Here is a 25,137-nt window from a genome sequence, read left to right on the forward strand (position 1 = left end):
AGCCGAGGATGGCGAGCACAGCCCAGATCACCAGCAGAATCACGATGAGAGCAATCATGGTTCTATAAGACCGCGTCCGGGCGCAGCCGTCAATGCCAGTGCCCGACCCTTGCAAACATGCGTTTTCTGTGTTTAGCCGCGTCACGATCCGGGTGAAACCACGTCTTCAATATCAGCGACGTCGGTAAGCACGCATTCCGCTGCCCGACCGCAGATACCGTCAGTGGGGCATCCGGCCCGTCGCACAGTGAACGAAACGAGTACACCCTTCATGATGCGATCCATCACCAAGACGCCGGACATCGTCGGCATCGGCAACACCGTCAACGGCGAGAAGGGCGCCTTCTGATGTCGACCTCCACAAGCACCGCACGTTTCAACACGACCGCCGTCGTTGCGTTCGTCCTGTCCTTCTTCATCCCCATCCTCGGTCTGATCCTGGGGGTTCTGGCGCTGCCGAAGGTCGCCGCATCGGGCGAGCGCGGCTCGGGGCTCGCGAAGTGGGCCATCGCTCTCGGCCTCATCGTCACCGTGAGCTGGATCCTGCAGTTCACGGTCTGGCACTGGATCGTCTTCAGCTGGGACTGAGCTCCGCACGCACAACAGGGACGGCCCCGTCGCGCACTGCGAGGGGGTCGTCCGGTGTTTCGGGACACCACGGATTGCGGGAACGCGCGTCATCATTCGGTTCTTCGTGCGTCTGTAGTGACGAGGCACCTTGTGCCGACTTCGCCCGAGAAAGAAGGAATCCGCGTGATCACCCTGGAACGACTGTCGAAACGCTACGGAGAGCGTCTGGCGGTGAACGAGGTCTCTGCCGTGATCGAGCCAGGTCGGGTGACCGGCTTCCTCGGCCCGAACGGGGCGGGCAAGTCCACCACCATGCGCATGATCATGGGATTCGACCGCCCGGACGGCGGGACTGCCCTCGTCGGCGGCAAGCGTTACGCCGAACTCCACGCTCCCCTGCGCAGCGTCGGTGCCCTGCTCGACGCCAAGGCGGCGCACCCGGGCCGGAGTGCCCGGCAGCACCTGCGGGCGCTCGCGGCCACCAACCGCATCCCGCGTCGTCGTGTGGACGAGGTGATCGAGATGGCGGGCCTCGGCTCCGTCGCCGACAAGCGCGTCGGCGGATTCTCGCTCGGAATGGGACAGCGCCTAGGCATCGCCACCGCGATGCTCGGCGACCCTGGGGTGCTCATCCTCGACGAGCCGGTGAACGGACTCGACCCCGACGGCGTGCGCTGGGTTCGCGAGTTCACGCGATCCCTGGCGGCGGAGGGGAGGACCGTGTTCCTGTCGTCCCACCTGATGACCGAGATGGCGCAGACCGCCGACCATGTGATCGTGCTCGGCCGCGGGCGCGTGCTCGCCGATTCGCCGATCGGCGACCTCGTGGCGCGTGCGTCCGGCGACGTCGTCCGGGTGCGCAGCCCGCGGGTGCGGGCGCTGACGGCCATTCTGGTGTCGCCCGATGTCTCCGTCACCGAAGTCAGGCCCGACACGGTCGAGATCAGCGGCGTCGCCCCGGAGATCGTGGGAGAGGCGGCCGCAACCGCAGGTATCCCTCTCTACGAACTGGTGCCCGTGCGCGCTTCGCTCGAAGAGGCCTACCTCGAGCTCACCGCCGACGATATCGAGTACCGGACGGGGGTGGCGCGATGACCGCGACGCTGTCCGACGACACGACGCAGCTCGGGCGCAGTGGAATCAGTTTCGGGGGTGTCCTCGCCTCGGAGTGGCTGAAGCTACGGACCCTGCGCTCCACGTGGTGGGTCGTCGCCGCCGCGATTCCGCTCACGCTCCTGTTGGCCACGGTGATGGCGCTGAATGTGGGGGCAGAGGACATCGCCGCGGCCCACGGTGACGCGGGGCTCCTTCTCGGCGTCACCCCGGCCGGTGTCAGCGTGCTCTTCCAGCAGTTGATCATCGTCGTTCTGGGCACTCTCGCCATCACGTCGGAGTTCGCAACGGGAATGGTCCGCACGTCATTCGCGGCGGTCCCCTCCCGGCTTCCGCTCGTGGTGGGAAAAGCTCTGGTCGTCGGAGCGGCCGGCTTCGGGCTGGGTGTCATCAACGCGTTGATCGCGTGGGCCGCGGCCTTGCCGATCCTGGTCGGTCGCGGGGCGTCGATCACCTTCGGCGACCTGTCGCCGCTCCTGTGGTCAGTGCTGGGGACCGGTGCCGTGATCGCACTCACGGCGGTCTTCGGGCTCGGCCTCGGCTGCCTGATTCGCGTTTCGGCCGGGGCCATCTCGCTCGGAGTCGGCGCACTGTTCGTCCTGACCTTGGTCGGGCAGCTCATCGCGTTCGCTCTGAAGTCGGACGTGGTCAGGAAGGCCCAGGCCTACCTGTTGAGCAACGCGGCCAACGGAACCGTCGGCCTGCCGAACGGCGACCTCACGCAGTGGCAGAGCCTGATCGTGATGATCTGCTGGGCCGCGGTGGCGTTCGTCGTCGGAGCCATCGCGGTGCGCGTCCGCGACGTCTGAGCGCCGTGTCGTGGGTGTCCGCGCTTCCGGGCTGTCAGCAGCCGACGTGACCGCGAAGGGAGACGCCGGTGCCCATCAGTTTCGCATCGGTGACCGCCTTGCTGATGTGGTCGGAAAGCACCCCGGCGAGCATTTCGCCTTCGGTCTCCCCCCGATCCTTCTCGTGCTGTCGCTCATCCGCGCTCAGCTCGTCGAGGGAGACCGGCTCGGCGTCCCAATTGCGGCTCAGGATGAGGGCGCGCGCCCGCTTGATACGGTCCGCGCTGGTGCCGTCGTCGGTCTGCGGGTCCGGCACGACCGACACCTGCACACAGCCGGGTGCCGTCGAACCGTCGCTCAGGATGAAGGTGCGCTGCACGCTCAGGTCGTAGGGCGTGCCGGATGGGATCGGCGTCGGGGAGGCGGTCGCTGCGGAGGTCGCCGCGATGGCGTCGGGCTCGCTGCCCGCGCATCCTGTCAGTGTCGTCCCCAACGCCGCCATCAGCACAGCCGCCATCCCGACCGCGATCACTGCCCCGTTTTTCCGCATCCGCGTGCGCATACGCCCCCCGTCGTCGGCCCCCAGCATAGCGACGACGAAGTGACCCGCTACGGGGGCACTCGAACTGGGGCGCGCAGTCGCCGAGCGCGGAGGCGTACCGTGTGCGGCATGTTCCGGTTCCCTCACGCGACGAGCCGTCGGCGGCCCGACCCCGCCGCCGGCTCGTTGCTGGCCGGCGCCATGGCGGTCGGGATCCGCGACATCTACGGGCACACCGTCACCTACGTGGCCGCAGACCTGGACTACGTCGAGCGCCTGTTCACCGACCTCGGTTCCGAGGACGGCTTCGTCGGCGACGAGTTCACTCTGCAGAGCCTGGGCTGCCTGATCGGCGAAATCCTGGTCCGGACGGATGGTGGCCGCTGGAACGTGGTCGCGCGACGCCGCGCCGCACCGGACGACGCGGGACTCGAGGTCGTGCTGCCGAACGGCCGTGTCGTGGACCCGATCCGCGCTGCGTACGACCGCGCGGGCCAGGGTGCCGACTCGTCGGTCATCCGGTTCCGCGAGGTCGCCCTCGCCTCCTGAGGCCGGACCCAGCGCTCGGCCCTTTTCGGTCGACGCCGGACCGGTAGCGCGCCGCTCTGCGCAACCGGGTCTTGACGTGCGCTCGCATCCGGTCGTACCGTGTATTCAACCAAACGGTTTAATAAGCGATATGCGACAAAGGAGCACATCATGACCCAGGTCATCGCCGACATCTCGGTCTCCCTCGACGGCTTCGTCACCGGCCCGAATGTCGGGCTTGGCAACGGAATGGGCGACGGTGGAATGGCCCTGCACGCCTGGGCGTTCTCCGACGACCCGGACGAGCGGAGGTTGCTCCAGGAGGGCACCGCGCGGTCGGGCGCGGTGGTGCTCGGTCGCCGCCTGTTCGACATCATCGACGGCCCGGACGGGTGGAGCGACGAGGTCGGCTACGGCGCCGAGGAGGTGGGCAAGCCGTCCTTCGTGGTGGTGACCAGCGCGGCGCCGGAGTCGTTCCGCCTGACCGGGCTGGACTGGACGTTCGTCACGACGGGGCTCTCGGATGCCGTGGCTGCCGCTCGGGAGCGGGCGGAGGCTGCATCCGCGGCGAGCGGGCGTGAGCTCGACGCTGTTCTGATGGGCGGCGGCGCACTGGTCCGCTCGGCGGTCGCGGCCGGCCTCGTCGACTCGCTCACCCTGCACCTGGCGCCGGTGCTGCTCGGGTCGGGCACTCCCCTGTTCGTCGGCGCTCCACCGCGCACCCTGCACCAGCGCTCGGTGGTGGTCACCCCCGCGGCGACGCACCTCACCTACGACATCCACTGACCGGGCGCGAGACGGAACGAGAGGGTGAGATCCATGCCAGACCGTTCCGCCGTCGACCGCATCGTCGCGGCGAACCGGTACTTCGTGCTCGACCGCGGATGCGGAAGGGCGCCCATGGGCGACACCGGCGTTCTTCGCTCCGTTGCCTTTCACTACGCTTTTTGACGGCCGGGGTCGCATCCGCTCCCGCACTACGCCACAGTGTCCAGATGAGCTTCGGACCGGCACGTTCCCTGGAGCAGCTGTTCGCGACCAGGTCGAGCATCAAGTGGCGCCGCTACCCCGCGGACGTGCTGCCGGTCTTCGTCGCCGAGATGGACTTCGATGTCGAGCCGACCATCCTGGACCGCGTCGCCGAGACTCTGCGTCACTCGGACACCGGCTACCTCGACTCGGCCGGTCCGCTCGCCCCGGCGTTCGCCGCCTTCGCCGCCCGCGAGTGGGGTTGGGACGTCGACCCGGCGACCGTGCACCTCGCGACCGACGTCACCGTCGGTGTGGTGGAGGCGCTGCGGCTGGCGCTGCCCGAGGTCGGTGGACGCGTCGTCCTGACGCCGCCGGTCTACCCGCCGTTCTTCGAGATGGTGGACGAGGCGGATGCGGTGGCCGTCACGGTCCCGCTGCTGGAGGAAGAGGACTGGTCGCTCGACCTGGCCGGAATCGAGGCGGCGTTCGCCGCGGGAGCCGACGCGCTGCTGCTGTGCAACCCGCAGAACCCGACCGGCCGATGTCACAGCCGCGACACCCTGGAGGCGCTCGCTGTGCTCGCCGCGCGGTTCGGCGTGTTCGTGGTCAGCGACGAGGTGCACGCGCCGCTCACCCATCCCGGAGCCGTCTTCACACCGTTCGCCCCGATCGCGCGGGCCGCGGGTGCGCGATCGGTGACCGTCACGTCGGCCAGCAAGGCCTGGAACCTCGCGGGCCTCAAGTGTGCGGTCGTCGTCGCCGCCGACGACTGGTCCGCCCGGCTTCTCACCGCCCTGCCGGAGGAGCTCGCCGCACGGACGAGCATTCTCGGTCTGCACGCCAACGTCGCTGCGCTCTCCTGCGTGGCCTGGCGCGACGAACTCGTCGAGCTGCTGGTCTCCAACTACCGGCTGCTGGAGGCGGAGCTGGCGGCCCACGTGCCCTCCGTCCGCGCCGTCCGGCCGGAAGCCGGTTACCTGGTCTGGCTCGACTTCCGCGACGCCGGCCTGGGCGACGACCCGGCCCGTGTTCTCATCGACGAGGGACGCGTCGCCCTCAACTCGGGGCTGCCGTTCGGCGATCCCGGCCGGGGGTTCGCCCGCATCAACCTCGCCTGCAACCCGTCGACGGTCGTCGAGGCGGTGCGGCGCATAGCGGCGACCGTCGCATCGGACCGCTCGGAAGCGGTGCTCGCCGGCTGATCTCCGGAACCGGTACCGATTCCCGTCCAGGTTCGGTCGGAGCACTGGGCCGAAATCTCCGACGGGCCGCGGCCGGAAGGAGATTCCGGCGGCCGATCGCCGGGAACTCCGACAGAAGGGGCAGATCTCCGACGCAGGCGGCTGACCGGCCGTGTCGTCAGTCGGAAGGCGTGCCCGCCGCGGCCAGCGCGCGGGACAGGTCGTCCATGATGTCGCGCGCACTCTCCAAGCCGATGGACAGGCGGATGAGGCCCGGCCCGATCCCCGCCTCCGCCTGCTCCTCCGGGGTCAACTTGGCATGGATGGTGCTGGCGAGATGGATCGCGAGGGTGCGGACGTCGCCGATGTGGGTCATCGGCGAGATCAGCTCCAACGCGTCGATGAAGCGGCGTGCGGCGTCACGCCCACCGGCCAGTTCCAGGGAGACGATGGAGCCGGCCCCCAGCGGAAGGTAGCGTTCCGCCCGCGCGTGGAACGGGTTCGACGGGAGGCCGGGGTAGTGCACGACAGCAACCTCCGGCCTGCCCTCCAGCCATTCGGCGACAGTCCGCGCACTGGCGACGTGCCGATCCATCCGCACCGACAGCGTCTCGATGCCGTGAAGCAGCAGGAACGTGCTGGTCGGGGGAATGGTCGGGCCGTATTCGAGCACGATCACGCTCCGCACGTAGGCCAGGAACGCTCCAGCCCCGAAGCGGGAGACGTAGGACGGGACGCCGGGTCGGGGCTCCGCGGTCAGTTGCGGGAACCGCTCCGGCTGCGCTGCCCAGTCGAATGTCCCTGCATCGACGATGGCGCCGCCGATGACGGAGGCGTGGCCGGACAGCCACTTCGACGTCGAGTGGATCACGATGTCCGCGCCGTCCTCGATCGGGCGCCACAGGTACGGGGTGGGGACGGTGTTGTCCACGACGAGCGGCACGCCGGCCGCATGGGCCAGCCGCGCGATGCGCTCGATGTCCACCACCTGGCCGAGCGGGTTGGGCAGCGTCTCCGTGTAGACGGCTTTGGTGGTCGGCCGGAAGCGGGACGCCCACTCGGCATCGTCCGCGTCATCGGGGACGTACTCGAACTCGATTCCCTGCCGCTGGAGCACGCCGCGGAACATTTCGCGGGTGCCCTCGTAGAGCGAACGTGTCGCCAGAATGTGGTCACCGCTGCCCGCGAGAGCGCTGATCGCGGTGGCGATGGCCGCCTGCCCGCTCGCGACGACGATCCCGTCCACACCGCCTTCGAGGTCGGCGATCCGGCGACCCGCGACCGCATTGGTCGGGTTCTCGTTTCGCGAGTACGCGCGGTGGGCGCTCCGGCCCGCGAACCGCTCCTCTCCATCGTCGAAACTGTCGAAGACGTACGCCGCCGTCTGGTAGATCGGTGTCACCCGCGAGCGGGTGTCGGAGTCGACGACGGCTCCGGCGTGGATCTGGCGGGTCTCGAAATCGAGCGGGCGGGTGCGTTCGTCCGGCATGGGGTCACTGTAGTGACAGCGCCGGGACCATGCCAGACGTGTTGCGCCGTGCGTCGCCGACGTCGGGGGAGCGCGGTGGCTATCCCGCCGCGTCGCCGGGTGTGCGCGGCAGCACCACTGTGCGCTCGACGATCGCGCTGGCGACCGCCGTGATGCCCAGCTGGTTGCGCCGGGCGTAGTCGCGGATCACCGTGAAGGCCTCGTTGATGCTGACTTTGTGCAGCTGCGCGATCACGCCTTTGGCCTGCTCGATGACGATGCGGCTGTTGAGCGCCGTCTGCAGCTGCTCCCGGATCGTCTCGCTCTCGTGCAGCGTCCTCTGGTGCAGGATGCCGATGGTCGCGACGTCGGCGAACGCTTGGGCGGCGACCAGGTCGTCCTCGGGCAGCTCACCGCGCGCCTCCCGGAGCAGGTTCAGCGTGCCGATCGTGGTCTCACGCAGCCGGAGCGGGATGGCGACGATCGACCCGAAGCCCTGGTCGAGGGCCTTGTCACGGAACTGCTCCCAGCGTGGGGGAGACAGTGTGATGTCGGGGAGGGAGACGATCTGACCGGTGGTGAAGCATTCGATGCACGGCCCCGAGTAGGCGCTGAGCTGGAAAACCTCCACCAGACGACTCGCTTCGCTGGTGGACGCCATCAGGTCCAGGTCCCCGGTCTCGTCCGCCAGGAGAACACCGGAGGCGGTGACCTCGAGCAGGTCGCTGCAGGTGTCCACCAGTCGTTGCATGAGGTCGACCACGTCGTAGCCGGCGACGAGCGTGTCGGCGAAGCCCGCGAAGGCGCGGAGGAGTTCGAGCTCCCGCACCCGCGCGGTCATCGGGTGCCTCCGGCTTCCATGCTGTCGTCGGTGAAGTCCAGCATGCCGGAGACCACATCCCGTGAGACGTCCATCATCGAGCGGCCGGTCGCGAAGGCGTGGCCCTGGATGACGAGCCGCGCGTCGTCGGCGCTGAGGTCGAGCTGCGCGAGCACCATACCGGTGGCCTGATGGATGAGGCGCCTCGAGAAGGGGCTCTCCGGCTCCTCCGGGTCCTCCAGGCTGGACCGGATCAGCGCACGCCGCAGCACCTGACGTCCGACGAGGTCGGCGAGAGACGCGGCCTGGCGGGTCTGGATGCGGTCGAGCGTCATCGCGCCGCGCGAGTACATGTCGATGGCCCCGATCTGGAGTGAACCGACCAGCATCGGGAACGCGAACAGCGCCCCCACCCCGTCGGCGATGGCGGCCTCGGTGAAGGCCGGCCAGGTTCCTCTCGGCCGGCGAAGGTCCGGTTCGAGGACGGGCCGGGCGCTGCTGAGCGCGTCCCAGCAGGGGCCGACGCCGAGGTCGAACTGCAGCTCGTCGAGCCGGGCCGCAATGGTGTCGCTGGCGGAGACCGTTTCGGACCCGAGGAGGTCGCCGAGCGTGGAGATCGCGGTGCCTGAGACCGGAAAAAGGTCGACGAAGGTATCGGTGAGGTCTCTGTCGGGAGGGACCTCGCCGCGGAGGTCACGCATCGCCTGCGTGAAGCGCTCGTCTTCGTTGGCCATCGCTTCAATTATTGCGTCATCGTCGACGGTCGGAGGGGGCAGGCTCGGCGAAATCGGTGGTGTCGACTCGGTCTCGCGCATCGAGCTCTCCAACCCTGGGGCCGTTCGCGTTGCCCGATATGGATGATCGGCGCGTTTCGCGTGGTTTGCAATGGGGTACGGAGAACGACTATCGCTGCAGCGTGACTCTCGGATTCTCGCCGAACTGCGCGCGGTAGGCCTCCGCGAAGCGGGGGACGTGCGGGAAGCCCCACCTGCGGGCGATGTCGGCGACGGTGTGGCCGTTGGTCGGGTCGGCGAGCAGTAGGTCATTCCTCGCGGCCTCCAGGCGCAGCAGACGGAGGTGCCGCATCGGAGAGTGTCCGACGATGCGTGCGAAGGCGTCCTGGATGCCACGCGGCGAGAGCCGCGCAGCCGCGGCGATGTCGGCGATGGTGACCGGCTCGGCAACGTGCTCCTCCATGTACGCGATGGCTCGCCGAACGGAGGCGGGCAGAGCGGCGGCCCCGTCCCGGGGCGCTGCGACCTCGAGGGTCGAATTGGGGAACACGGTCAGCAGGGTCGCGACCAGATGGCGCGCGGTCTCATCCCAGATCAGGTCGTTGTGCAGCAGGTCGGGATGTGCGGCGACCTCTTCGCGAGCGTGGCGCTCCACCGCGCGCCAGAGCGCCTCGTGCACCGGGCTGATGGCGCGGGTCTCCGTGAAGCGGACGCCGGTCGCGGAGACGCCGAAGTGGTTTCGCGCGTAGGCGTCGATGGTGGCGCGTTCGAGGCGCACGGTTCGTGCGCTGTGGGAGCCGGTCCAGGATGCATCCAGGCGGCGGGGCGGGATCAGCATCAGCCGGCTCGAGTCGAGTGTTTCGCGGCCGGCGGTGACGGTCACGGATCCGGCGTAGACGTCGCCGACGGTGAAGAAGCTGTTGGCTTCGCTTCGTCCGCGGCCGTCCGCCGTCCAGTCGAAGGAGGACAGAGTCACGGTGGGGTCGCCGCTCTCGAGCGTCGACACCCCGAAACGGTGTTCGTCGTCCGTTCGGATGTCCACGTTCCGGTAGACCGGAGCGAGAGCCTCGATGGCTTCTTCCGGACGGCTCGCGGCCCACGACAGGCTGTACTGCATCGTTGCGCACCCCTCGACGACTCGAATCGGTGTCGCCGGGGTCTGGGGTGACCCTTCGAATGGTAGGGCCGCTGGTGTCGGCCGTAAAGGTGTGCGCTGCGTCAGGCGTCGTCGTGGTCTTCGCGCAGGGATCGGATCATGCTCTTCAGGATGCCGGAGGCGGCCGACTGCTCCGCCGGGGTCAGCCCGGCCAGCATCCGGAGCTCCACGGACCGGACGGCCGCCGTCGCCTGTTCGAGGCTTCTCCGGCCCTGTGGGGTGAGCCGCGCGGGGAGGACCTTGCCGACGGGCGCCTCGGCGGGCCTGGTCACGGAGCCGTCGCGTTCGAGCGCCTGTAAGAGCACATTCATCGTCTGCCTGGTCACGAACGCGCCACGCGCGAGTTCGGAGTTCGACAAGCCGGGTCGCTGGGCGAGCAGTTCCAGGCAGGAGTAGTGCGTCACGCTCATCCCGAGCGGCCGGAGCACGTCCTCCATGGCAGCGCGCAGCGCGCTCGAGGCTTCTTTGAGCAGGTACCCCAGGGACGTTTCCAGGTCGACGCCGACACCGTCTTGACTCATGTCAGCATTCTGACATAGGCTGTGCGTGTCAGAAAACTGACACACAACGAAGGAGCTCCACATGCCCGCGATCGGCCCCGACTTCATCTCGCTCCAAGCGCGAGACCTCGACGCGTCCCAGGCCTTCTACGAGCGGTACCTCGGGCTCGTCCGCTCGCCCGCCGGACCCCCGCACGCCGTCGTCTTCGAGACGAAACCGATCGCCTTCGCCCTGCGCGACATCGTCCCCGGCACCGATCTCGCAGTGGCCGCTCAGCCGGGCATCGGCGCCGCGATCTGGCTCCGTGCGACAGATGTGCAAGCCATCCACGACGCTCTCGTCGCCGACGGCCACACCATCGTCGCGGCCCCCGTCGACGGCCCCTTCGGCCGGACCTTCTCGTTCGCCGACCCCGACGGCTACCAGATCACCCTCCACGACCGGGCCTGATCGGCATCCCCCTGCATTTCCAGGATAACGCGGGGTGGGTGGCTTGCCACAAGGGCCCGGTCAGGGCGGAGAATCGTCGATCGTGACTCTTTCGACCAGCGCCTTCGCCCTGCCCGACCGACTCGCCGCCAAGCGCGACACGAACCTGATTGCGGGGGATGAATCCCACTTCGCGGCCATCGCCGAAAGCCTGGAGGAGCAGATCTCCCAGCTGACCGATCGTCTTGCGGCGGAGCGCCTGCAGCCGGGCGGCCAGGGGCAGGAGGCGATGGACCGCGACATCGAGATCCACCGACTGTCCGCGCGCCTCCGGACCCTTCGCCGCTTCACGCTCGACCTGTGTCTCGGCCGGATCGTGGCGGAGGGGAGCGACGAGCCGATCTACATCGGACGGCTCAGTCTGTCGGATCGGTCGGGAAAGCGGCTCCTGATCGACTGGCGCGCACCAGCGGCCGAGCCGTTCTTCGCGGCGACGCACGCCAACCCGATGGGCCTGGTGAGCCGGCGCCGGTACCGCTGGAACGGCCGCCGCGTGAGCGACTACTGGGACGAGGTCTTCACCGAGGACGGCCTGGACGGCAACGTTGCGCTCGACGACCAGTCCGCCTTCATCGCCAGCCTCGGCACCAGCAGGTCGCCGCGGATGCGCGACGTGCTCAGCACCATCCAGTCGGATCAGGATGCGATCGTCCGGGCGCCGTCCCGGGGTGCGCTGGTCGTCGACGGCGGACCCGGTACGGGAAAGACGGTCGTGGCTCTGCACCGTGCCGCGTACCTGCTGTACTCCGACCCGCGTATCGCCCGCGGCGACGGGGTGCTGTTCGTCGGGCCCAGCGACGGGTATCTGGCCTACGTCGAGGATGTGCTCCCGAGCCTGGGGGAGGACAGTGTGCAGATCTGCACCCTTCGCGATCTCGTTGCGGAAGGTTCGGCTGCCTCCGTGGAGTCGGATCCCCGGGTCGCTGCGCTCAAGGCCTCCGGTGCACTGATCTCGGCGGTCGATGCGGCGATCCGGTTCTACGAGGTCCCTCCGTCTTCGGGCATGACGGTGCAGACGCCGTGGGCAGACCTCCGCCTCGGCGCCGCGGAGTGGGCGGAGGCGTTCGACTCGGCCGATCGCGGCACGCCGCACAACGAGGCACGAGCGCAGGTCTGGGAGGCGCTGCTCGACATCCTGGTCGACCGCTTCGACGCTGAGGAGGTGCCGCCGCACCTGGTGCGCAGGGCGCTGCTGCAGAACGAGCAGTTGACCGGAACGTTCGCGCGCGCGTGGCCGCTCCTGGACCCGGTCGGCGTGGTGAGCGACCTCTGGTCGGTGCCCGCCTATCTGCAGGTCTGCGCTCCGTGGCTCGACGATGAGCAGGTGGCGCTGCTACAGCGCGACGATCCGCGGGCCTGGACGGTGTCCGACCTGCCGTACCTGGACGCTGCGCGGCAGCGGGCCGGCGACCCCGAGGCACCCGGTCGTGCTCGCCGCCGCTCCACGGAGCTCGCGGCCCAGCAGGAGCAGATGGCGCGCGTCGTCGACGACCTGATCGCCGCCGACGACTCGGAGATGCTGGTGATGTCGATGCTGCGCCGCGCGGACGCCCAGAACAGCCTGATCGACGAGTCCGCCCTCCCCGGCGCCACACCCGACCAGCTCGCCGGGCCGTTCGCGCACGTCATCGTCGACGAGGCGCAGGAACTCACCGACGCGGAGTGGGACATGCTGCTGCGACGCTGTCCGTCGCGCAGTTTCACCATCGTCGGCGACCGCGCGCAGGCCAGGCACGGCTTCGCAGGGACCTGGCAGGAGCGGCTCGACCGTGTCGGGCTCACGGACGTCGACGTCGTCTCCCTGACGATCAACTACCGAACGCCGACGGAGATCATGGCCGAGGCGGAACCGGTGATCCGTGCCGCGCTGCCCGATGCGAACGTCCCGACCTCGGTCCGCAGCAGCGGAGTGCCGGTCGTCCACGGCGCGGTCGCCGAGCTGGAGGGCGTCCTGGACACCTGGCGCGCCGACCATGCGGAGGGGGAGGGAATCGCCTGCGTCATCGGTGTGGATCCGGATGCGGCCGGCCGCCTGTCCGAACCCGGCTCGCGCATCCGGTACCTGACGCCCGAACTGTCCAAGGGGCTCGAGTTCGATCTCGTGGTCGTCATCGAGCCGGAGCGGTTCGGCACGGGCATCGAGGGCGCGGTCGACCGGTACGTGGCGATGACACGCGCCACTCAGCAGCTGGTGCTGCTGAGCGGCGCGTGACGGGAAGGGCAGTGGGTGCCGTCGCGTCAGGCCGCCGAGCGCCGGCGGCGGTCAGCTCCCGCGATTCGCCGTGGCGACCGCCGCGGCGCGGGAGTTGACGCCCAGCTTCCGGTAGAGCGTCCGGGTGGTGCTCTTGATCGTGTTGGGACTGACGAACAGCTCGGCAGCGATGGTCGACATCGGCATGCCGGTCCGGAGGAGGTCCAGGATCTCGCGTTCCCGTTTGGTGAGCTTCGGGAGTCCGGTGTGTTCGACGATGGTGTGCCCGCTCCCGTGCAGGGGCTCGCCCGCCACCTTCGAAAGTTCGGCCAGTGTCTTCGACGGCAGGAAGCTGTAGGTCGAGAACAGGCGCTCCGCTCCGACGATGGCGTTGGCTTGACGGAAAGCATCCGCCGCGGTGGACGTCTGGTCGAAGGCCAGGTGGGAGGCCGCGGCGATGAGTTGCGCCGGCGCCTCGACGCGCGGGGCCACGGTCTGGGCGACAGCCGCTTCACTGTGCTCCAATGCGTCGCTGTAGCGCCCGGACTGGTAGGCGGACAGGGCGGCGAGGAGGTGGTCCAGAGCGGAGGGAGCCGCGGGCAACGGTCGCTGAATGCGAAGCCTCGGACGCAGCCGGGCGAGCCGGGCTTCGGCAGCTTTGATGTATCGCCCGTTCGCCCCCCGGAGGTCGTGCGCCTCCGGGTGACGCTCGAGCTCGTTCTCGAGGTGGGCGTGCACCGAGGCGGCGCCGGGCTTCGTGTGTTCCAGCATGGCCGACAGCCAGAGGGCCGCAGCCCAGTGCTCACCGAGCGGCAGGCCGAAGGCGCGCGCCAGGTGGGCCGCAGCATCCGGGTGGCCCTGATCGTGGCGGAGAAGCGTCGAGGCGAGGAAGACCACCACGTCGTAGCGTCCGTTGGTGGCCGGCTCGGCGTGGGCGCGGGCGAGCCACAGCTCGGCCAGACGTAGCCGTCCGCGTTCGGCGTGGTACCACGCGACGTGTCCCGCGGTCCGGCGGGCGACCACCGGCTGTTTCGTCAGCCGGGCGAGCTGATAGGCCTCCTCGTACTCGGCGAGAGCGCCGGGGGTATCCGTCGCGTCCAGCGTGCGTCCCCACTGAAAGCGCAGGTGCGGGATCGACGCGACGAACGGCGCCCGCTCGGCCGGGCTGAGGGCGCGCAATGCCTTTCTCGCCTCCTGGGCCGAGCGACGGGCCTCATCCAGCCGGCCGGCGGTGCGGGCACCGGCTGCCTGACCGGTCAGCAGGATCAGGGTGTTGAGGGTCGACCCGTTGCCCTCGCTCGGCGGCGGGGCGAGCCTGCCGTCGTGGAAGAAGCGGCGCGGATCGCCGTCGATGCTGACCTGCTGGAGGTAGTTCGCCGCGACGAGGAGACCGGGCGTCTCGACGAAGGCTTCCCCGGGCAACGCCTTGAGCGCGGCCAGGAGCTGCTCGGGTGCTGCGCCGGCGAACGCATCCCAGTGCTGCTCGATCACTGATGCGGCCGCCTGCCACCCGTCACGTGTCGCGACCTCCGTCACCAGGGCCGGCAGGTCGTGCGGCCTCCGCTTGGGGTCGACCCTCGTGTCCTCGTTTGTGTCCTCACTGGAACTCATCGCGCATTCACCCGGTCAGCCTCTCAGCCTTTTCGAAAACCCGGCGATCGTCGGTCCCCGCCCGCTCGGTGGAGGCCCGCGCGGCCCGCGTTCGCGGCCGGCCGCCCCTGCGGATTCGGCGGGGAGGCACTTAAACGCTACCCCCCAATCGGGGGTCGAACGGGGTGGTTTTCGAGGGGTTCGGGGTGAAATTTGCGTCGCTGCAAAGACACGGGCGTGTCACCGCCGCTTAGCTGAGTCCTGATGGGGGGGCGTGTGTCCCCACTGGAAACTAAGGGGAGGTCTCCGTGGGGACACACGACGACACCGGGACACGAGTCGGCCTGTTGCCGCGGCTGCGATCGCGCCGGCTGCGAGTGGCGGCATCGCTCGGCGCGTTGGCTCTGATGCTGTCGACGGTGAGCGCGACAGCCCTCGTGTTGACGACGCCGACCGCCGCGCAGGCCGCGCCTGGCACTCCCGGGACTCCGCAGGCACCTTCGGTGGCCTTCCAAGAAGACTTCGAGAACGGGCCGGGGACTACGCCCCAGGCGCTGACGGCGTACACCGGCGTCGGTGGCCAAAAGTACACCTCCGATCCGCTCTGGCTGGCCAACTGCAACGGTCAGATCGTCAACGCCACCATCCCCTCGACGACTCTCGGCAACTGTCAGACGGAGAACGACGCCGCCCATTTGCGCCAGTTGGCGTATGCACTGGGGGCGAACGCGGGCTCGGCAACCCCAGCGACGAATGACGTCGTGGCGGCATATACGGAGAACAACCCCGGCGCGAACGCTACCGAATTCCAGACCGTCAGCAACATCCCCCTCGCGACCTCATCGGGTCGATTCCTCACCTTCAGCGTCGACACGGCCGCCCAGAACTGCGCAGCATCCGCGCCGCTCTACCAGTTCGCGTTCCTGAACCAGACGGGCGCAGCCAGCAACGTCGGCGGCGTCGTCAACGCCTGCACCTCGACGAAGACAGTGCCTGTACCAGCCAACGGCTCGTTGCCCGCCGGCGATATCAAGGTCGGCACATACACGTCGAACGGTTCTCTGTTGTTCAACGGCTCCACCCTTGGCATCCGGATGCAGAACGCGAACGGCTCCGGCGTCGGCAACGACGCCGCGTTCGACAACATAAAGATCCTCGATGTCACCCCGCAGCTGGACAAGGCGTTCACGCCCGCTGCAGTCCAGACCGGCGGCACCTCGACCTTGACCTTCACGGTGACCAACACCAGCGAGCTCGCCTCCAAAGCCGGCTGGGGCTTCACTGACGACCTCCCGGCCGGGCTGACCCTGGCCAACGCGACGGTCGGCGGTACCTGTAACGCAACCACCACCGCGACCGCGGGGGGCACGTCCGTTGCGGTGACCAACGGCACCCTGACCGCGGGCCAGCAGTCCTGCACCATCACCGTCCAGGTCACCTCCCCGGTCGCCGGCAGCTTCACCAACGGCCCGGGCAACGTCACTCCGGTCGGCCTGAACCCGCCCGGAAGCAGCACGGTCACCTTCTCGAACCTCGCGATCCCGAATGTGACCTGCACGACCGACCCGGTCATCTTCAACACCGGGTACAATTCCACCTCCGGCGGCCAGACAGCCGACGGCTCGACGGATGAGCGGTGGACTGTCGCCGGCGGGTTCGACGGGTTGAACCATGTCACCACCACGACTGGCCCGACAGGGCCGTCGCCTGCCGCCCTGCCGCCCGCAGGCACCACGTACGCTCCGGCATACGCGGGCAAGGTCAACACCCTGTGGGCAAACAGCCAGTCGGGAAAGTCCCAGTGGATCTCTGCCGACTATGTCCCGCCGGCAAGCGGCACCAACCAGTCCACGGGATATGGCGACTGGTACTACCGGTACCAGTTCAACCTGGATCCTGTAGTAGATCCTGCGTCGTTCCAGCTCGATATGTCTTGGCTGGCGGATAACAGCGTCGCCGGAGTCTGGGTGAACGACATTGCGCAGAGCGGTGCAAACCTGCCGCAGACCCCGAACACGCCGTACATCGGTGGTGGCTTCCTGGCCGGCGGCGCGGCGACCACGTCGTTGGCGGGCAACTGGCAGACCGGACTGAACACCATCCTCGTGCAGGTCAAGAGCTTCTACGCGGCTGAGGGCTTCAACGCCGAGGTGCGTTCCACGGCGCTCTGCCCTGCGCCCGCGTACACCGTGACCAAGGCGGCGTCCGCAGCCACCGTGCAGCCTGGCGGGGACCTCACCTACACGGTGCAGGTGAAGAACACGGGCAACGTGCCCTACACGGCGGCCAACCCGGCACAGATCAGCGACAATCTTTCCGACGTCCTGGACGACGCGGCGTACAACGGCGACGCGGCGGTGTCGTTCTCCGCCGGGTCGACCTCGGCCGCGCCGTCAGTGACCGGTTCCACGCTCTCCTGGTCTGGCCCGCTGGCGGTCGGGGAGACCGCGACCATCACCTACTCGGTGAAGGTGGACTCCCCGGACACTGGTGACCACTCCCTCGGCAACACGGTCACTCCGGGAACAGGGGGAAGCTGCGACCCGGCCGGTTCGTGCGCGACGACCACCCCGGTGCAGTCCTTCAGTGTGACCAAGAAGGCCGACACGTCCACTGTCGTCCCCGGCGACACGATCACCTACACGATCGCCGTGAAGAACACCGGAAAGGTCGACTACACGGCGGCGGCCCCGGCCTCCTTCACTGACGACCTGTCGGCGGTGCTGGATGATGCGGTCTACAACAACGACGCCACAAGTGGGGCCACCTACTCCGCACCGACGCTGTCTTGGTCGGGCGCCCTCGCCGCCGGTGACACGGTCACGATCAGGTACTCGGTGACCGTGAATACCCCTGACACGGGCGACACGCACCTGGACAATAGCGTGGTCACCCCTCCCGGCGGTGGTGGTAACTGCGAGGTCGGCTCGGCCGACCCGGAGTGCACTGTCCTGATCCCGGAGGGCTCGTACACGGTCTCGAAGACGGCTTCGACCACGACGACCCGCGCGGGCGACACCGTCATCTACCAGGTGACCGTGCGCAACACCGGGTCTCGTGACTACACGGCGCAGTTTCCGGCAGCGTTCTCCGACAACCTCTCGCGGGTTCTGGATGACGCCACGATCACCTCGGGTCCGGACAACGGGGCCACGGTCACCGGGAACACGCTGAACTGGTCCGGTCCGCTCGCGATCGGCGCATCCGTCACCATCAGCTACACGGTCACGGTGAACAACCCCGACACCGGCGACAACGTGCTCACCAACACGGTTCGCCCGACAGGGCCGGGCGGTGGCTGCGACACCCCAGCGGACTGCACGACCACGACCGACGTGCGCGCCTTCACGACATCGAAGACGTCCTCGCCTGCCGGTGCTGTGAAGCCGGGCGACACGGTCACCTACACGGTCACGGTGAAGAGCACCGGGACGGCGGACTTCACCGCCGCGAACCCGGCATCCTTCACCGACGACCTGTCGGCGGTGCTGGATGACGCGACTGTCACCGGGGCACCGGACAACGGGGCGACCATCACCGGGACCACGCTGTCCTGGTCCGGTGCGCTTGCTGCCGGAGCCACGAAGACGATCACCTACACGGTGACCGTGAAGGACCCGGACACCGCCGATCATGTGCTGACCAATGCTGTGGTCCCCGGTGGCGGCGGTAGCTGCGTGCCCAACGAGTGCGGCACGACCAACGTGGTCAAGTCGTACAGCCTGCAGAAGACGTCCTCTGCTGCCGGAGAGGTCCACCCGGGCGACACGGTCACCTACACCGTGGTCGTGACGAACACCGGCCAGGCGGACTACACCGCTGCTGACCCGGCGACGGTGACCGATGACCTGACCAACGTCCTCGACGACGCCACCTACGTTGCCGGTTCGGCGACGAACGGGGCGACGGTGAACGGCCTGACGCTGAACTGGTCTGGTCCGCTCGCGGTCGGCGGAACCCAGACGATCACCTACCAGGTGCTCGTCGGGCCGGCGGGCACAGGTGACGGCACGTTGACCAACGTCGTGACCGGCGGCGACTGCGCCACCCCGGCCGACTGCACCACCACGAACCAGGTGCGGGCGTTCACGGTTACCAAGACCGCCGATGCGACCGAGGTCGTCCCGGGCGCCACGGTGACCTACACGATCACCGTGAAGAACACGGGTGTCGTGGATTACACGGCGGCCGCGCCGGCGTCCTTCACCGACGACCTGACCGACGTGCTGGATGACGCGACCTACAACAACGACGCGACCGGTGGTGCGACCTACGCAGACCCGACGCTGTCGTGGTCGGGCGCATTGGCGGCGGGCGCAACCACGGTGGTCACCTACTCGGTGACCGTGAAGGACCCGGACACCGGGGACCAGCACCTGAACAACACGGTCGTCACCCCGCCTGAGGGAGGCTGCCCGGCCGGCACCGATAACGCTCAGTGCAGCTCGATCGTGCCCTCTGGGTCGTACACGGTCGCCAAGACCGCGTCGACGCAGACGGTCAGCCCCGGTGGCACCATCACCTACACGGTGACGGTGACGAACACCGGCCAGGTCTCCTACACGGCCGCCGCCCCGGCGTCCTTCCGCGACGACCTGACCAACGTGCTCGATGACGCCACCTACAACGGCGACGCCAGCAACGGTGCGACCGTCAGCGGCAACACGCTGACCTGGTCCGGACCGCTCGCGGTCGGCCAGACCGTCAAGGTCACCTACTCGGTGAAGGTCAACAAGCCGGACACCGGCAACCACGCGCTGGTCAACGCGGTCGTCCCCACCGGCCCAGGCGGAAAGTGCGACACGGCCGGCAGCTGCCTGACCAATACGCCGGTGGCCTCCTACACGGTGAGCAAGACCGTCTCCACCACGAGCACGGTCAAGCCGGGCGCGAAGGTCAGCTACACCGTGACCGTCACCAACACCGGTGCGTTCGCCTACACCGCCGCGCAGCCGGCCTCATTCACCGACGAGATGAAGGATGTGCTGGATGACGCCACCTACAACGGCGACGCCACCCACGGGGCGAAGCTGGCTGGGACGATCCTGTCCTGGTCCGGTCCGCTCGGCGTCGGGGAGACGCTGAAAGTGACCTACTCGGTGACGGTGAACACCCCGGATGCCGGCAACCACCGCCTGGTCAACACGGTCGACCCGGCCGTGGACGGCGGCAGCTGCGACCCGGCCGGTAAGTGCGACACCACCACGCCGATCGACCCGGGCCCCGGCCTGGCCTCGACCGGTAGCGACCTCGTCGCCCCTGGCCTGATCGCCATCCTCCTGCTCGGTGCCGGAACCGCCTTCCTGGTGATCCGCCGACGCCGCTCAGCGGAGTAAGCGAGTAACGGGATGGGCCGGCGGGGAAACCCGCCGGCCCATCCCGTACCCGGATATCGCCGCCCTTACGACGGCGGGGGAGTTCGGGCAGACTATGACTCACTCCGTCTTCGCTGCGCCGAACGAGAGAGGAGCCGGTCTTGACCGATCACACGCCCTCACGTCCGGGCGGCTACGCCCGGGTGATCCTCGTCGGGGTCGAGGGCGGCCGCCCCGACGCCGTGCTTCTGAGCGCCGCCGAGCTGGCCCGCGACCTCGGATGCGAGCTGGTCTGCGCGCACGTCGACCTCGGCCGCTACACCGTCGAGGAGCGCCCGGACGGCTCCGTCCACTCCCTGCCCATCGACCCGGATCTTCCCGAACTCGACGAGGAGGGCTTCGACCCGGCGCTCGCCGCCGAGATCGAACGCGTACTGGGGCCGACCGGCGTGCGGTGGAGCGTCCGTTCCCTCGCCGGTGAGCCCGCGCGGGCGCTCGGTCACCTCGCGAACACGCTGAACGCGCGGATGATCATCGTCGGCACCCACGAGGCCGGCCTGCGCCGGGGGATGCGCGAATTCTTCCGCAGCTCCGTCGCCGTCCACCTCGCGCACCGCCAGCACCGGCCCGTGCTCGTCATCCCCCTCTCCCCGGTCACCGACGACAGCGCTCTCCCCTGGGAGTGAAGGCCCGAGCCCAGTGTTCGTTTTTTTCGATTCGACGAACTAGAGTGGACGATATGAGCGCCTCAACAGAAACGCCGCGCGGTGCACGCAAGGCACAGACGTACCTCCCCGAGGCTGACGCCCGCGCTGAGCTTCTCGACTTCGCCGAGTTGATGCACGAGCTTGAGGTCTATCTTCTACAGAACTCATCGAAGGCCGCGCTCGTCGACCCACAGGGTAAGGCTCGCCCGATACCGGATGAGATCTTCCGCATCCTTGACCAGGTGACCAATGCGCTCGCTGCCGGTGAGGGCATCACCATCGTTCCGCAGGGCATGAGCATGACGACTCAGCAAGCCGCGGACTTCCTCGGGATCAGTCGCCCGACGCTGGTTCGCCTGCTCGAGGCTGGCGAGATCGCCTTCGACAAGCCCGGCCGTCATCGTCGTGTGCAATTGGAGGACCTGGTCGCGTACCAGGCTAACTTCCGCGCCGAACGCCGCGCTGCGCTGCGCGAGCTGCAGCGTGCCAACCTCGGTGCGAAAGTACAGGTTGGCAACCCAGCCGAGGTCAAGCGTCTCGCGGAGCTCGACGCTGAGTGAGTTTTCCTGCCTTCTTCGACACGAACGTCCTCTACGGGGCGCTACTCAACGACTTCATCCTGGAGCTAGCTGACCGCAGTCTGTTCAGACCCCTGTGGTCGAAGGTCGTCCTGTTCGAGCTTGCAAAAAACCTTGTGAAGAACGGCGAGGACCCGACCCTCGTAGAGAAGCGCGTCGGCACGATGGAGCGCTACTTCGCTGACGCGATGGTGACCGGCTACGACGACCTCGTGCCGACGATGACGAACGACGAGAAGGATCGGCATGTCCTTGCGGCAGCAGTTCGCGGCGGCGCCGAGGTGTTGGTGACCTTCAACACGAAGCACTTCCCGTTGGGCTCCGTCGAGCCGTTCGACCTGGAAGTCGTGCACCCCGACGACTTTCTCCTGGATCAGCTCGACCTTTACCACGCGCCTACGCTTCGTGCTCTGGTCGAGCTCGTCGAGGGCTACAACTCCCCGGCGATGACTGTGGATCACTTCTTGCTCGCGCTGACACGTGCTGGTGTCCCGAGATTCGCGGACAGCGCCAGGGCGAAGCTCTACTGAGCCCCGAGGAGCACGCCCTGTTCAACTCGCGGACGCTCGAGCCCCAGGATCGGGTAGAGCAGCCGGACGCCGCCGTCGAGCCCGCCCATCAGGGCACCGCGGCCGTGCCCGCCGGACTCGAGGTCGACGAAGGCGGTGTCGATCCCCGCGCCCGTCGCAGCGGCCTTCGCCTTGAGTGCCACGTGGTGATAGCCGGGGTCATCGCGGCAGGCGGTGAAGATCGCCGTCGTCCCGGGATGCGCGAAGTGCCGCAGCTTGACGAGCGGCTTGCTGGCTTCGTAGGCGGCTGAGTCGCCGCCGAACGCGTCGTGGAGGGTCGCATCCGGATGCTCCGCTCCCGGGAACTCCTCGCCGGAGATGTCGAGGATGTGGCTGAACACGTCGGGGTGGTCGACCGTGAACGCCAGCGCGCACAGTCCACCGTTCGAGTAGCCGGCTGCGGTCCAGAACCGGTGGTCGTGGGTGACGGGCAGGTGCGCCGCCGCCCACGCGACGACATCGGCGGCGACGTAGGTCTCGGCGCGTCCGAGCCGTGGCGTGTCCATGCACAGCGTGTCGTTGTACGGGTTGCCGAGCTGATCCGGCACGACCACGACGGGGGCGAGGCCGTGGTGGGTGGCGGCGTAACGATCGAGCACTTCGGCGATCGGCTCGGGGTCCGGGTTGCCCGGTTGCCCCATCATCATCACGACCAGGGGTAGCGGTGGCGGATCCTTCACCCGGGCCGCAGGGGGAAGGTAGATGCCCGCGTCGCGCGCCCGGAAACCGCTGGTCGTGGAGGGAATCGTCGCGGTTCCGATCAGCCCCCGGCTGGGCATGTCCGCCGGTGGGGTCCAATGCTTCCAGAGCTGAGAGTCGTAGCCGCCGGAGGTCTGCGGGGGAGGCGCCAGCGTCAACGGTTTGGATGCTGCGATCGCCAGTACGCTGCCGACAGTGCGGTTCAGTCCGTAGTTCGCGTTGATGCCCACGGCGGCCGCCAGGAAGAAGACCGGCACGGCCCCAACCGCAACGACGGTGCGCCAGACGGGGCGCCGTCCGAGGCTGGCGAAGGCGATGGCAATGCCGACCAGTCCGGCCGCAACCCACGCGTAGTTTCCAAAGCCGAGTGACTCGCCGAAGAGGTTCAGCCAGCGCACGCACACCAGCCACGTGGCCACGGCCGCCGCCAGTCCAACCCCCGTTGCGATCCCGAGCCGAAGCAGCCATGGCCGCGTCGGCCGGCGCACCACCAGCACACCGATCGCCAGCGCAGCCATCGCGAACAGGATGACGGGCACGGGCCCATCGACGACATCGACGTCGAGCGCCGCCTGAAACACCCGGTCCCCCTTGCCGCCCCCGCGTTAGGTGTGCTCATGGTGGAGGACTCTGGAAATCGAACCAGACACGTCGCCCCGATAGGCGAGTCCCCCTCAAGCAGTTCGACTATACAAGGCGGCGCCGCCTCTCCAGCGCAGGCTCGGCTCGACGGCGTGGGAAACAGCAAGCCGTCGTAATTCACTCCTGTTCGGGACGCTGCGCTTCGACGAAGAGCGCACCCTGCGCGGCTCCCGATCCGGCCATGCCGCCGCCCTGGCCGCGTAGTACGAACGCCGCACCGACCGCGATCACCGCGCCTGCGATCGGACCGAGCACGTAGACCCAGTAGGAACGAAAATCACCGGCGAGGAGGTCGGGGCCGAATGTGCGAGCCGGGTTCATCGATGCTCCGGAGATCGGGCTGGCCCACAGCCCCGCGAGGGCGATGTAGGAGCCGACCCCGAACGCTCCAACGATGCCGACATTCTGTGCACCCGACGCCGTGCCCAGGATCACGCTGACCAGGCCGAACGTCAGCACCAGTTCCATGACGAACGCGATTGCGTCGGAGTAGCCGCTCGCCGGGTAATTCGAGCCATAGGACGGCGACACGTTGACGACGCCCTTGAGGAACAGCGCGGCAAGCGACGCGCCCAGTAGCTGGGCGATGACGTAGCCGGGCACCCGGATCCACGGGAAGTCACCACGGAGGGCGAACGCAATGCTGACCGCAGGGTTGAGGTGCGCGCCCGACACCTTGCCCATGAAGAGGATGACCGCGAGAACCATCAGAGCGGGCGCGACCACTGCGGCGGTCCGGCTGATAGTGTCCGGAAACGCGTGGCCGATCATGCCGCCACCGGCAGCGACGAGCACGAGGAAGAACGTTCCCAGGAACTCTGAGAAGAGTCGCCTCCACTCCTGCGACGGGTCGTGGAAGTCCGTGATCGACTGTTCGATGCTGACCGGCAGGTGCAGGATGCGACCGTGCACCAGGTCGAGCCACACCGCTTTCGCGGGCCTATCCGGATGCGGGTTGTCGCTCATGGGCGTCAACCTAGTGCGACGACCTCGTCGGCGATATACACCAGCGCAGCGCGCCGACTCGCTGGCACTGGTGGTGGATCGTCAGCGACGGGCCGGGTCGAGGTTGACGCCGACTCCGATCGTGAGCTCTGGGTCGGGAGAGTCCGTGAGAAGTTCGGGATTCAGCCAGACCAATTGGGCTTCGGTCAGGCCGAAGCGACGGGACACCATGTAGATCGTGTCGTACGGATTCGGAATGTAGTAGGCGAGCACGTCGCCATCGCGGATCACCCTCCCGTGGGCGTACGTCACCACGCCGTGGTCCACGGGCTTCAGTCCCGGGAATGCGGACGGGAGCGTCCAGGTGATCGCGGCCGCTGCGAACACACGCGCGTCCCCCGCGGGAGACTCCTCGATGGAGTGAAGGAACGTCGGGTCGCCGAAGGATGCCTGGTCGACCGACAGGGGAAGAACGAGCTCACCGTCCGGGTCGACGCTCTGCGCGCCCGAGGTCACGGGAAAGTAGGACGGGTCCTGGATGTTCTCCGGCAGCCCGTCGTGGCGCTTGCCGGTCATCATGAGGTCGATCCCGGTGAGGCTGGTGTCGGCGGCATCGTCGGGGCGGATGCGCACCTCGATGCCCCGGTCGGGACGGACCACGATGCGTACGGCGCCCGTCAGTGGATGCTCGGCGACGGGATTCCCGATCGGCTCATGATCGATGACGCGGAGCTCGCCCGTGCCGATCGTCTGGCCGGCGACAAGAAGGTTCGGGAGCTGCTGCGCGATCGGTTCGGTGTCCTGAGTCGCTGCCGTTGCCGCCGCCGGCGTCCGGGTCGGTGCCGGAGGAGCGAGCAGCGTGCATCCCGAGACCAGGCCGACGACCGCGACCACGAACACGGTCGCGGCGACGCGACCCACCCCCCACAGGACCATGGCTCGACCCTACCAAGCGGGGGAGGTCCGCCTCAGGTTTCCGCAATGTAACAGTCTTTCCGCTTCTATGACGTTCTGGTTTCCCGCGCAGCGATGCGGCTCCC

At 68.4% G+C, this 25,137-nt stretch carries 22 protein-coding genes; 12 read left to right on the forward strand and 10 right to left on the reverse strand.

What is annotated here, in order from left to right:
* The first annotated feature begins 348 nt into the window (after positions 1 to 348).
* The 3 genes from AB4079_RS13150 (at position 349) to AB4079_RS13160 (ending at position 2,492) form a co-directional block, all read left to right on the forward strand.
* The gene (locus AB4079_RS13150; protein ID WP_441787755.1) at positions 349 to 588 is read left to right on the forward strand and encodes a DUF4190 domain-containing protein; all 240 of its coding nucleotides are present in this window, start codon (positions 349 to 351) and stop codon (positions 586 to 588) included.
* A 165-nt stretch (positions 589 to 753) separates the two neighbouring features.
* The gene (locus AB4079_RS13155) at positions 754 to 1,665 is read left to right on the forward strand and encodes an ATP-binding cassette domain-containing protein (RefSeq protein ID WP_441787756.1); all 912 of its coding nucleotides are present in this window, start codon (positions 754 to 756) and stop codon (positions 1,663 to 1,665) included.
* Complete coding sequence (locus AB4079_RS13160; RefSeq protein ID WP_441787757.1) at positions 1,662 to 2,492, forward strand: hypothetical protein; 831 nt, start codon at positions 1,662 to 1,664, stop codon at positions 2,490 to 2,492. Before AB4079_RS13155 ends, AB4079_RS13160 begins: the two co-directional genes overlap by 4 nt.
* A gap of 34 nt (positions 2,493 to 2,526) precedes the next feature.
* On the opposite strand, the gene AB4079_RS13165 is transcribed toward AB4079_RS13160, so the two are convergent.
* The gene (locus AB4079_RS13165; RefSeq protein WP_441787758.1) at positions 2,527 to 3,021 is read right to left on the reverse strand and encodes a hypothetical protein; all 495 of its coding nucleotides are present in this window, start codon (positions 3,019 to 3,021) and stop codon (positions 2,527 to 2,529) included.
* Between the two features lie 120 nt (positions 3,022 to 3,141).
* Here AB4079_RS13165 and AB4079_RS13170 point away from each other — a divergent pair, with 120 nt between their 5' ends.
* From AB4079_RS13170 to AB4079_RS13180, 3 genes are all read left to right on the forward strand, one after another.
* Positions 3,142 to 3,561: a hypothetical protein gene (locus AB4079_RS13170; RefSeq protein WP_441787759.1), complete on the forward strand. Its 420-nt coding sequence runs from the start codon at positions 3,142 to 3,144 to the stop codon at positions 3,559 to 3,561.
* Between the two features lie 150 nt (positions 3,562 to 3,711).
* Positions 3,712 to 4,326 carry a dihydrofolate reductase family protein gene (locus AB4079_RS13175; RefSeq protein WP_441787760.1) on the forward strand — a complete coding sequence of 205 codons (615 nt, stop codon included), beginning with the start codon at positions 3,712 to 3,714 and terminating at the stop codon, positions 4,324 to 4,326.
* A gap of 209 nt (positions 4,327 to 4,535) precedes the next feature.
* Entirely contained in the window at positions 4,536 to 5,714 is a 1,179-nt protein-coding gene (locus tag AB4079_RS13180; protein WP_441787761.1) for a MalY/PatB family protein, read from the forward strand.
* A 157-nt stretch (positions 5,715 to 5,871) separates the two neighbouring features.
* Here AB4079_RS13180 and AB4079_RS13185 read toward each other — a convergent pair whose 3' ends face one another.
* The 5 genes from AB4079_RS13185 to AB4079_RS13205 all read right to left on the reverse strand — a co-directional run bounded on the left by AB4079_RS13185 (position 5,872) and on the right by AB4079_RS13205 (position 10,392).
* Positions 5,872 to 7,182: an O-acetylhomoserine aminocarboxypropyltransferase/cysteine synthase family protein gene (locus AB4079_RS13185; RefSeq protein WP_441787762.1), complete on the reverse strand. Its 1,311-nt coding sequence runs from the start codon at positions 7,180 to 7,182 to the stop codon at positions 5,872 to 5,874.
* Between the two features lie 79 nt (positions 7,183 to 7,261).
* Positions 7,262 to 8,002, reverse strand: coding sequence for a GAF and ANTAR domain-containing protein (locus tag AB4079_RS13190; RefSeq protein WP_441787763.1), 741 nt, complete (start codon positions 8,000 to 8,002; stop codon positions 7,262 to 7,264).
* Positions 7,999 to 8,715, reverse strand: coding sequence for a GAF and ANTAR domain-containing protein (locus AB4079_RS13195; protein WP_441787764.1), 717 nt, complete (start codon positions 8,713 to 8,715; stop codon positions 7,999 to 8,001). The genes AB4079_RS13190 and AB4079_RS13195 overlap by 4 nt, the downstream gene beginning before the upstream one ends.
* A gap of 169 nt (positions 8,716 to 8,884) precedes the next feature.
* Positions 8,885 to 9,832, reverse strand: a complete 948-nt coding sequence (locus AB4079_RS13200; RefSeq protein ID WP_441787765.1) for a helix-turn-helix domain-containing protein — start codon at positions 9,830 to 9,832, stop codon at positions 8,885 to 8,887.
* A gap of 101 nt (positions 9,833 to 9,933) precedes the next feature.
* Complete coding sequence (locus AB4079_RS13205; RefSeq protein ID WP_441787766.1) at positions 9,934 to 10,392, reverse strand: MarR family winged helix-turn-helix transcriptional regulator; 459 nt, start codon at positions 10,390 to 10,392, stop codon at positions 9,934 to 9,936.
* A 61-nt stretch (positions 10,393 to 10,453) separates the two neighbouring features.
* On the opposite strand from AB4079_RS13205, the gene AB4079_RS13210 reads away from it, so the two are divergent.
* Positions 10,454 to 10,822 (forward strand): VOC family protein, encoded by a 369-nt coding sequence (locus AB4079_RS13210; RefSeq protein WP_441787767.1) that lies wholly within the window; start codon positions 10,454 to 10,456, stop codon positions 10,820 to 10,822.
* Between the two features lie 79 nt (positions 10,823 to 10,901).
* A complete protein-coding gene (gene helR / locus AB4079_RS13215) occupies positions 10,902 to 13,073 on the forward strand; it encodes an RNA polymerase recycling motor ATPase HelR (protein ID WP_441787942.1) in 2,172 nt (723 codons plus the stop codon).
* A 51-nt stretch (positions 13,074 to 13,124) separates the two neighbouring features.
* On the opposite strand, the gene AB4079_RS13220 is transcribed toward helR, so the two are convergent.
* Positions 13,125 to 14,663, reverse strand: coding sequence for a response regulator transcription factor (locus tag AB4079_RS13220; protein ID WP_441787768.1), 1,539 nt, complete (start codon positions 14,661 to 14,663; stop codon positions 13,125 to 13,127).
* A 287-nt stretch (positions 14,664 to 14,950) separates the two neighbouring features.
* Here AB4079_RS13220 and AB4079_RS13225 point away from each other — a divergent pair, with 287 nt between their 5' ends.
* From AB4079_RS13225 to AB4079_RS13240, 4 genes are all read left to right on the forward strand, one after another.
* Complete coding sequence (locus tag AB4079_RS13225) at positions 14,951 to 19,978, forward strand: DUF7927 domain-containing protein (protein WP_441787769.1); 5,028 nt, start codon at positions 14,951 to 14,953, stop codon at positions 19,976 to 19,978.
* 140 nt (positions 19,979 to 20,118) lie between these two features.
* Entirely contained in the window at positions 20,119 to 20,643 is a 525-nt protein-coding gene (locus AB4079_RS13230) for a universal stress protein (protein ID WP_441787770.1), read from the forward strand.
* Between the two features lie 53 nt (positions 20,644 to 20,696).
* The gene (locus AB4079_RS13235; RefSeq protein WP_441787771.1) at positions 20,697 to 21,224 is read left to right on the forward strand and encodes a helix-turn-helix domain-containing protein; all 528 of its coding nucleotides are present in this window, start codon (positions 20,697 to 20,699) and stop codon (positions 21,222 to 21,224) included.
* Positions 21,221 to 21,772: a PIN domain-containing protein gene (locus tag AB4079_RS13240; protein ID WP_441787772.1), complete on the forward strand. Its 552-nt coding sequence runs from the start codon at positions 21,221 to 21,223 to the stop codon at positions 21,770 to 21,772. The genes AB4079_RS13235 and AB4079_RS13240 overlap by 4 nt, the downstream gene beginning before the upstream one ends.
* Here AB4079_RS13240 and AB4079_RS13245 read toward each other — a convergent pair.
* The 3 genes from AB4079_RS13245 to AB4079_RS13255 form a co-directional block, all read right to left on the reverse strand.
* Positions 21,766 to 23,091, reverse strand: a complete 1,326-nt coding sequence (locus tag AB4079_RS13245; protein ID WP_441787773.1) for an alpha/beta hydrolase-fold protein — start codon at positions 23,089 to 23,091, stop codon at positions 21,766 to 21,768. The two genes, AB4079_RS13240 and AB4079_RS13245, sit on opposite strands and share 7 nt — an antisense overlap.
* Before the next feature lie 178 nt (positions 23,092 to 23,269).
* Positions 23,270 to 24,118, reverse strand: a complete 849-nt coding sequence (locus tag AB4079_RS13250) for an MIP/aquaporin family protein (protein ID WP_441787774.1) — start codon at positions 24,116 to 24,118, stop codon at positions 23,270 to 23,272.
* 81 nt (positions 24,119 to 24,199) lie between these two features.
* Positions 24,200 to 25,033 (reverse strand): hypothetical protein, encoded by an 834-nt coding sequence (locus AB4079_RS13255; protein WP_441787775.1) that lies wholly within the window; start codon positions 25,031 to 25,033, stop codon positions 24,200 to 24,202.
* Positions 25,034 to 25,137: the final 104 nt, after the last annotated feature.

This window comes from Leifsonia sp. 2MCAF36, from assembly GCF_052115525.1.
In the GTDB taxonomy this organism is placed as follows: Bacteria; Actinomycetota; Actinomycetes; order Actinomycetales; family Microbacteriaceae; genus Leifsonia.

What these genes read in the sequence shown, in the direction of transcription:
- AB4079_RS13150 (WP_441787755.1), top strand. Translation starts at nt 349, where the DNA reads ATGTCGACCTCCACAAGCACCGCACGTTTCAACACGACCGCCGTCGTT.
- AB4079_RS13160 (WP_441787757.1), top strand. Translation starts at nt 1,662, where the DNA reads ATGACCGCGACGCTGTCCGACGACACGACGCAGCTCGGGCGCAGTGGA.
- AB4079_RS13165 (WP_441787758.1), bottom strand. Translation starts at nt 3,021, where the DNA reads ATGCGGAAAAACGGGGCAGTGATCGCGGTCGGGATGGCGGCTGTGCTG.
- AB4079_RS13170 (WP_441787759.1), top strand. Translation starts at nt 3,142, where the DNA reads ATGTTCCGGTTCCCTCACGCGACGAGCCGTCGGCGGCCCGACCCCGCC.
- AB4079_RS13175 (WP_441787760.1), top strand. Translation starts at nt 3,712, where the DNA reads ATGACCCAGGTCATCGCCGACATCTCGGTCTCCCTCGACGGCTTCGTC.
- AB4079_RS13180 (WP_441787761.1), top strand. Translation starts at nt 4,536, where the DNA reads ATGAGCTTCGGACCGGCACGTTCCCTGGAGCAGCTGTTCGCGACCAGG.
- AB4079_RS13185 (WP_441787762.1), bottom strand. Translation starts at nt 7,182, where the DNA reads ATGCCGGACGAACGCACCCGCCCGCTCGATTTCGAGACCCGCCAGATC.
- AB4079_RS13190 (WP_441787763.1), bottom strand. Translation starts at nt 8,002, where the DNA reads ATGACCGCGCGGGTGCGGGAGCTCGAACTCCTCCGCGCCTTCGCGGGC.
- AB4079_RS13195 (WP_441787764.1), bottom strand. Translation starts at nt 8,715, where the DNA reads ATGGCCAACGAAGACGAGCGCTTCACGCAGGCGATGCGTGACCTCCGC.
- AB4079_RS13200 (WP_441787765.1), bottom strand. Translation starts at nt 9,832, where the DNA reads ATGCAGTACAGCCTGTCGTGGGCCGCGAGCCGTCCGGAAGAAGCCATC.
- AB4079_RS13205 (WP_441787766.1), bottom strand. Translation starts at nt 10,392, where the DNA reads ATGAGTCAAGACGGTGTCGGCGTCGACCTGGAAACGTCCCTGGGGTAC.
- AB4079_RS13210 (WP_441787767.1), top strand. Translation starts at nt 10,454, where the DNA reads ATGCCCGCGATCGGCCCCGACTTCATCTCGCTCCAAGCGCGAGACCTC.
- AB4079_RS13220 (WP_441787768.1), bottom strand. Translation starts at nt 14,663, where the DNA reads ATGAGTTCCAGTGAGGACACAAACGAGGACACGAGGGTCGACCCCAAG.
- AB4079_RS13235 (WP_441787771.1), top strand. Translation starts at nt 20,697, where the DNA reads ATGAGCGCCTCAACAGAAACGCCGCGCGGTGCACGCAAGGCACAGACG.
- AB4079_RS13250 (WP_441787774.1), bottom strand. Translation starts at nt 24,118, where the DNA reads ATGAGCGACAACCCGCATCCGGATAGGCCCGCGAAAGCGGTGTGGCTC.
- AB4079_RS13255 (WP_441787775.1), bottom strand. Translation starts at nt 25,033, where the DNA reads ATGGTCCTGTGGGGGGTGGGTCGCGTCGCCGCGACCGTGTTCGTGGTC.